Source organism: Janthinobacterium sp. PSPC3-1, from assembly GCF_049896105.1.
Lineage (GTDB): Bacteria > Pseudomonadota > Gammaproteobacteria > Burkholderiales > Burkholderiaceae_D > Janthinobacterium.
Window position 1 is genome coordinate 1 of the sequence record NZ_JAFCTQ010000074.1, and the last position, 7559, is coordinate 7559.

At 53.8% G+C, this 7559-nt stretch carries 7 protein-coding genes; 2 read left to right on the top strand and 5 right to left on the bottom strand.

Translation table 11 applies throughout. The features are described 5' to 3' along the window. Positions 1–472: 472 nt before the first annotated feature. The gene (locus tag ACP7B7_RS31295) at positions 473–1300 is read right to left on the bottom strand and encodes a hypothetical protein (RefSeq protein ID WP_426079312.1); all 828 of its coding nucleotides are present in this window, start codon (positions 1298–1300) and stop codon (positions 473–475) included. A gap of 109 nt (positions 1301–1409) precedes the next feature. Beyond that, complete coding sequence (locus ACP7B7_RS31300; protein ID WP_426079313.1) at positions 1410–2693, bottom strand: hypothetical protein; 1284 nt, start codon at positions 2691–2693, stop codon at positions 1410–1412. Positions 2694–2755: 62 nt separating this feature from the next. Between ACP7B7_RS31300 and ACP7B7_RS31305 the strand changes: the two genes are divergently transcribed. Further along, entirely contained in the window at positions 2756–2884 is a 129-nt protein-coding gene (locus ACP7B7_RS31305; protein ID WP_426079314.1) for a hypothetical protein, read from the top strand. Between the two features lie 187 nt (positions 2885–3071). After that, the gene (locus ACP7B7_RS31310; protein WP_426079315.1) at positions 3072–3500 is read left to right on the top strand and encodes a helix-turn-helix domain-containing protein; all 429 of its coding nucleotides are present in this window, start codon (positions 3072–3074) and stop codon (positions 3498–3500) included. Positions 3501–3817: 317 nt separating this feature from the next. Here ACP7B7_RS31310 and ACP7B7_RS31315 read toward each other — a convergent pair. From ACP7B7_RS31315 to ACP7B7_RS31325, 3 genes are all read right to left on the bottom strand, one after another. After that, positions 3818–4998, bottom strand: a protein-coding gene (locus ACP7B7_RS31315) for an IS3 family transposase (RefSeq protein WP_426079316.1) whose coding sequence is annotated in 2 segments (ribosomal slippage) — positions 3818–4728 and positions 4728–4998 — 1182 coding nt in all. Because the reading frame shifts where the segments join, the coding sequence is not laid out codon by codon here. Positions 4999–5465: 467 nt separating this feature from the next. Next, a complete protein-coding gene (locus ACP7B7_RS31320; RefSeq protein ID WP_426079317.1) occupies positions 5466–6299 on the bottom strand; it encodes a helix-turn-helix domain-containing protein in 834 nt (277 codons plus the stop codon). Between the two features lie 513 nt (positions 6300–6812). Then, on the bottom strand, positions 6813–7559 hold a 747-nt coding region (locus ACP7B7_RS31325; protein WP_426079318.1), incomplete at its 5' end, for a hypothetical protein.

A 7559-nucleotide genomic window follows, 5' to 3' on the forward strand; every position in this document is an offset into this window, starting at 1 on the left:
ACAACCAATTTGTGTCCCAAATTCAATCATGGCATCGTGCGATGCTCAAGGGTAGACGGCGGTGGGACGACGCTTACTTTTGAACGACCAGTCGTCCTCCAGTTAAATCGTCGATCATGCGCTTCCTTAATTGCCCCAGACAAACGAAGCGAAATATGCTTAGCGGGCGCTGCCGGGTTCGCCTCAGCGCGCATATGAAAAGCATATACCAACGGTGCGTCAGGTGTATAAAAAAAATGAGCTTCCGAATTCACTCGGCGGCTCACTTTTCCCATTGCTGTCTTTTACTCTATATGTTTCCCTCAAACACCTATGCGATGGTCTCAGGTGCCATGCCAACGTGATCAAGGGGCCACAGTTCTTTCGGACAGGCTCTCGACAGGGGGCCTCTCCGAAAGCCGAAAGTCAATATCAGGCTGCAGACAATTTAACAACACGCTGCATAGACGCGCTTACATTCTCTTTGGTTTAATCAGAACTTGGCATTGGTCAGATTAACGAACCAGAGTCGCGCATCCCCGTCAATCGGCCCCTGATAGGACATCTTGACGAACAAGGACGAAATAAGGTAATCGGCGTTCGAATAAAACGTATTGTCTTCGCCTGTTGATTGCGGCAATAGTTGGCGCGGAATTCGTGGCCCTGCTGTCCTGAGCTGCTGAGAGGAATACATCGATGGCGACATAATTCCTCGATAAGCGCGCATGGCGCCAAGGGACAGATGTCTGTCGTCCGACTTGAGATCCACACTGCAAATCACAACGCCATCAACTTTCTGAGATTTCTTCTCAGAGCTCCATATCAGCGCACTAAATTTAATGCATTCCAACGGGCGTGTTTGATTCATTGATTGCGTGTATCTGGTGCCAGAATGCTCCCTTGAACCCAGCGTCTCGGAATAGTCATCAATGTGAATGCTTACGCGTGGCCAGAAATTTCCAAAGCTCTCCAGCGGGTAGCGCTCAAACAGCTTGTAGAGCGGAGTGCTCTCTATCGACTTTCCTGCCCAACGAGGATCTGTCGGGTGCGGCCCGTCGATGAGAATTCTTACTCCGTTGATAAACCTCGGCGTGCCCTCTCCGGCAGCGATCACGGGCGCCGTTGGCTGGCTGGTTGGCTGGCTGGTTGGACCGTTGCCCGTTGCAGAGGTCGGCACCGTTCCGTTGAGCATCGCGCCCACTGTGTTGATCGCTTGTTGAAGCTGGACATTCGAGCCTCCCTGCATGCCCGGGTTGGCGCATGCGGACAGAAGAAATGGGACGAGCGCAATGAGCGGCGCCGATAAAATTTTTCGCATCATAATTCCTATACAGTTAAATAAAACACATCAATGCAGTGTTAGTCTCTTGGCCTGCCGCGATCACAGGGCGGGACGCGCGGTTCGCGCCGCGCTCTGCCCTCCGCACCTGCTATCGGGCTAGAATTTCAATTCGATCAATCCAGGTTGTAATTTGCGCCTTCGAATAGCCCACCATCAGCTGGAAGCGGCGCTTTCGGAGCTGCGAACGCTCAAACTCATCATCTTTGATTACAATTCCCAGTGCAAAGGTAGGCGCTGTGCCGTCGGTTTTTGCGGGGATTTCATCCAAGGTCGCCTTCGCGCAAGCTTCTTTGAGCGACCCGATCCACAGGTCATTGCCCAGTTGGATTGCAGCCTGGCCGCTCTTGTCCGCGGACATGGTCCACGCCAAAGAGCCATTCTCAAACAAGGCAGTTTCTGAGAGAGGATCCACAAGGCCAGCGAGCTTTTTGACCTCCTCTGCGCGAGCCACGCTGATTTCCCGCTCGGCCTTCCATGCAGCGCGCTTATTAAGCATCATCGCTGCCAAGCTGTCTTGTTGCTCGGTGAGATAGGCACCCGCTCTCGCGCTTCCCATCGAAAATATTCTTTTTTCGATGGGCATCCAGTAGCGGTGGAAATCGCTCGCCAGCACCGGGCCAATCTCACGGAAACATGCCCCGAAGTCAGGCGTGGAATGCCAGTTTCGTTCAAGGTGGGCAGAACCTTCTCGGACAAGCTCATCACCGCGCCATTTCACGTTGATAGGTGGCCCAACCACAACAATCTCCTGAGTGAACACAAAGAAGTGAATTGTAGCGTTACGTTCATCGACGGCGCAGGCCAGGTCTGACAACCGGAAATTTTGATCAAAACGTGACTCAGACGGACTATGAAACTTGACCGCCTCCACGTTGTCGACGTGAGATATCAGCCGCGCCTCGTCACGCTCAAAATTTATCGTTAGATCGAATCGAGAACAGGAATAACCCCACTCAGCCCCATTTGTGTCACCACTGGCGACGCCGGCCTTGTCTGCATAAGTGGGCGGCGCAGACGCACGGGCTGCTGCTTTTCGCCGACTCAGGAATGTCAAATCCACGAGCCAAAAAATAGCTACAGCCGGTATCCCAAGCATAGGGTAGACCACGGAAGCCATCACTGAGAAGGCCAATTTAGGCCCGATATTTGTGAGCCGCAGCCACAAAGGATTTACGGCTTCACCCCGCTTCAATGACGCTTTGAGTTCGGCAAGGTCGCGCCGGTAGGGCGCAGCCAGTTGCCAAGTCCAGAAAACGAACACCGCGAGCAGAACGGCAGGTTTGGGATAGATAATTACCGCTATCACCGACAGCCAAGCTTTGATTGCGAAAATCGCTAGGCCAGCCAACAAGCTTTTCGGAGAATTAGACATTCTTACACCTTTCTATTTGCTGCTAGTTATTAGTTGACAACTTTCTCTTCCGGCATCGCCACATGCAAAAAAAAGCCGCCAAAACTACCGTTAAATCAAACCAATTTGCCCTGCTTATTCACCAATCCGCATTGCTATCACTGCTTGACCTCGACGGCAACTATGCCCCGGATGCTGACGATGATTCCTGACGCCCGCATGCAGATCAAATCATCGGCTTTTGGCGCACCGCCAAGCCTGACTTCCGAAAATATTGCGTCGCGGAAATGTCCCACAAGCGAATAGTAAACTATTTTAGTTGAAACTCAACCTTTTAGGTCCTTCAAACAAATAAGCCTAGTCGCCACCATTCGAGTTGAACATTCACTTGGACATCCCATGGAAACGCAGCGCCTCAAGAAAATTTCTCAAACAGTGGGAGCCGCCATCGCGAGCCATCGCGTTCGGGCAGGGCTCACCCAAGAAGACGTCGCAGAGCGCCTGGGAGTCGGCAACGAGGCGATTTCACGACTTGAGCGGGGCATCGTCTTGCCGTCGATTCCCCGCCTATCGGAGCTCGCCGAGCTTTTCGACTGCCGGATGGATGAACTGCTGCTTACTGCCAGCGATCGCAAATCCGACCAGGCCGCTGCCATGGAGGCCCATCTCAGCGACCTATCTCCGGAAGACCGGGCATTTATCGTCAATCAAGCGCACGCCACGGCTAGCTACCTGCGTAGCAAGGATCACGGCGCCCAACCCTCAACCAGTTCTTCTTCCAACATTCCCTCAACGGAGCAGACAAAGAAAAATGCAAAAGAATTTTGAAAAAATCTTGCAGATTTACTTGTCGGCGACTAAGCGATTCATTGCTTTCCAACAAGCAGAAAAATAACGCAGCAGCCCTCGAAAAGCTTGAATCTATGCGACACAAACAGAAGGATTGAAGATATTGGCAACATAACCATGGCGAAATGCGGCCTGCTTCTGATTAGGGTGCCTTGCAGCCCCGGTGTAGAGATGTCCTGCCCACTTAACGCGCAGAGGGCTTCCCCTCTAAACCATTAGAGGTCGTAGCTATTCAATGTCGTCAAAGCCGGCTACCAGCTAAACCGGCTATCTGCGGATAGGCGTCTTTGTGGTGGTCAAGTAATTTCGGACACAACGATAGGTTCACGTGCCGCCATTTTCCGTTCGTAGACGGTGGGCGGCAGATTGCCCAATGCTGAATTGACGCGTTTGCAGTTGTAGAAACCGACGATGTAATCAGTGATATCGGCTTTTGCTTCGGCATGGTTGGCATATTGGCGCTGCCAGACACGCTCCATTTTCAGGTTCAGGAAGAAGCGCTCTGCGACGGCGTTATCCCAACAATTTCCTTTACGGCTCATACTGCAAACAAAGCCGTGCCGCTCAAGCATCTCTTGGTACAGCACGCTGGCATATTGACTGCCACGATCCGAATGGACGATCAATCCTGGGGCTGGCTGCCGCTGTCCGATCGCCATGCTCAAGGCATCGCAGACCAGCTGTGCAGGCATGCTCGGCGCCATGGCCCAGCCGACCACTTTGCGTGCATATAGATCGAGGACTGTGGCCAGGTACAGCCATCCAGCGCCGGTCCGAATGTAAGTGATGTCGCTGACGTAAGCGAGATTAGGCGCGGCCGGATTGAACTGCCGGTTCAACACATTGGCGGCCACTGGCAAGCCGTGCTTGCTGTCTGTCGTGTGCACGAATTTGCGCTTCCAGACAGGCTTCAAGGCCGCCTGGCGCATCAGCCGGCGTACTTTGTAGCGCCCGATGCGCAGGCCCGCGTTGGCCATGGCGGTGACCAGTCGGCGGCTTCCGTAGCTCTGGTGGCTGGCCATGAAAGCCGCTTTCAGATGGATGCTTGGCTTACAGGACGCCGGCTTGGCGACTCGGTGCTGTGCCGTGTAAAAGCCCGATCTGCTGACGGCCAGCAGATCGCAGCTCTGCTGCACAGGAAAGGCCTCCTTTTGCAGCTGACGAATGACCGTATAAATCATTTCATTTCGCGGGCAAAGAAGGCCGATGCCTTTTTTAAGATGGTGACGTCCTGGCGCAGTTGCTGATTTTCCTGCTCCAATTGCCGGATTCTTTGTTGCTCGGCGGTGAGCGGTTTGCCGATGCCTGGCTGGCCGTTCTGTTCAGCACTGTATTGCGTCAACCAGCGCCGGATCGCCGTCTGGCCGATGCTCATGGTCTCGCTGACGTTCTGGACGCTCTGGCCTTGTTCCTTGATCATGCGCACTACTTCCAGCTTCAAGCTGGCATCGAATACTCTACGTTTTCTTGTTGTCATATCTAACTCCTCAGGTGGTGTATTTTCCACCTATCGAGGTGTCCGAGCAAATTAGACCACAGCACTTTGCCAAATGCGGATTGGGGGAATACCGGCGAGGAGACTCAAGTGCGTTGAAGCGGTAAGGCGGTGGGCGGTGGGGCGGTGGGGATTTGATGTCGCGATAAGCACGAATGGCAATACGGATCAAACCGAATGCATATTCACCGCTCACGCAGGAGTTTGCCGAGTGCGTGGAACGTTCCAAGCAATACGCGCTCTTGGCTAAGTCGTGCGACATTCGTGTGAAGGGCGTCCCGTGGAACATTGTCGAGTGAGCGCGTGTTATGTGAAGAGCGAATAGAGGTTGAAAACATGCTCACGACCTGCCGGCAAGGGCCTGGCAGACTCTGCGGGCGGCTGTAGGCCTAGCGTTACCGCTTACAGAAGATTTGGCTTGGAATGATTTTAGTCAACATGGAATTTGGTCAAGATGGATTTTGGCCAAGTCGCATTAATTTGCGTATGAGACTCGGCGGCATCCCGGATGAGCTTTGAAATGCCCTGGTCATGTGCGACAGATCGGAAAAACCCTCATCACAAGCAATCATCGTAAGGCTGTCACTGGACGAAAGTCGATGCGATGCGCGAATCAAGCGCGATGCTTGTCGAAGGGCTTCTGCGGTGATATTCGCTTCCCTCAGTCGCCGCTCCAATGTCCGCTGGTGGCAACCCAGCTTGCGGGCAACGCCCGCGATGGGAAGATGGCCCTCGCTTTCGAACACCAAAGCCACCTCTGCGGCCGCCGAACCCTCAATCCCCAGAATAGCGGCAGTGGTGGTCAAGCTCCGCCTCTCCGCTCCGTCCGGCAGTTGAGCATTGCGCCGCGTGGTTGCAATCATAGTTTCGACAATCGCCAAGGTGCCTTGGCGACAGCTGTCAGGATCGTCTCGACCAGACGTGAGCGTTCCATCTGCGCCGTTGCCGTTGCCGTTGCCGTTGCCGTCGACATTGCGCGAACTGTTGCGTGAGCCGCTATTGAGCCGCCGCGCGTAGCCACTGGCGCCCAGGCTGGTCTGCACACCCAGCTTCGCGGACTGGTTATAGGCGTTGAACGCGACAAGCACATCCGCTTCGCGCTGGAACGACGAGAGGAGCAAATATCCAGGATTGACGTCAGTGGCGAGGAAGTCATTGACCATGCGCTCAACGACGCCTGCGCCGGCTCCCTCTGCCGTCCTCGCCCGGCCGGCAGCATGGTAGCGCTGATACGGCAGGTGGCCACTGATGACGTGCGACACCGCCGAGACAAACCTGTTCATCGGCGTCCAGCCGGCCCCTCCCTCAAGAGCATTTACTACAACGTGATATGCAAGTGAGTTCGGCATTTCTCGATTCCTAGTATGACGTTTTGGCAATTCTTCGGCAGGCCGAGGGGGCGGATAGAAAAGCAGCGATTGTCTGTAAACGAAAAAGGCTGCGAACGTCGCAGCCACGGGAGCAAAAGTGAGTCCAAGCTAGGCGCACATGAAAACAGCCTACAAATTCGTGGTTGCTGACTTGGAGCTATGCACCGAAATACTTCTGGGCTTCCAGCAGCATACCTTCGCCTAGTTAAGTTTCCATGATACAACGTTATCTAGAAGAGAACGTCTTTTTAGAAGTTTTTTTGTTCTATGCACTGCTGCAGCTTAATGGCCGGCGCCAAAAATTCCCGCAACGAGGGTGGACGGTTTAGTCTCCTGAAATAAACACTGCCAAGCAGAGCACAAGCGACGGCAAAAAACGAGCGCTGAAACGCACGCTCGCTCCTTGCTGTTCTCTATCGCAGCGCGTCAAAGCCGAGCGCTACCTCTCGACGCACCGTTCCGACTGGGGGCCGCAATCGCTAGCTCTAAAGCGATTTTTTCTTCCCGGGCCGCGCGTTCAGCGCAAACGCGATCCCAGATTTTCCCAGGATAGCCTACCCGTGCGGGACCTTCCACACGTATGCCCAACTCCAAAATGCAGTCGACTAACTTGCTGTAATACCACGCCTCAACGCCTGTTCCATATCCTATTTCGAGAGCCTGGATGCGAGAGGATAAAGCATCAAACAAGATTTTCAGAGGCGAAGTATCTTGCGGCCTCTGACGAACAATAGTAAGCGCTGTATTCACCAGTTCGGTGAACACAGGCGCATTTCTGCAACGAAGAGCAAGATCGGCGGCACTGACAAACGAGAAGTCATTCTCATCCACGAACCGAACACTAAACACGGAGCAACCCGCGAGTTCAAGCGCGGCCGCGCCTGCCTTGAACAAATCGAGATTACCCATCCTCGTTCCAGCTACCACCTTGTCATATCCATCGTTGAAGAAGCTTAGGGTCGAATTTGCTTGCGACCCTGTCTTGCTAGCGACATTCAACGTTTTTTGACGATTTATTGCGCGCTTTGCTTTTTTTGCCATGCTCATCTCCTGGTTGAAGACGCGGGGCCGGAATGGCTCCGCGACACATTCATGATGAGGTGTACTGTCAATAGCGGACACTCTTGTTTCAAGCCACCCGCGGCTGTTTGCTGAATTTTTCAGCGAACAACG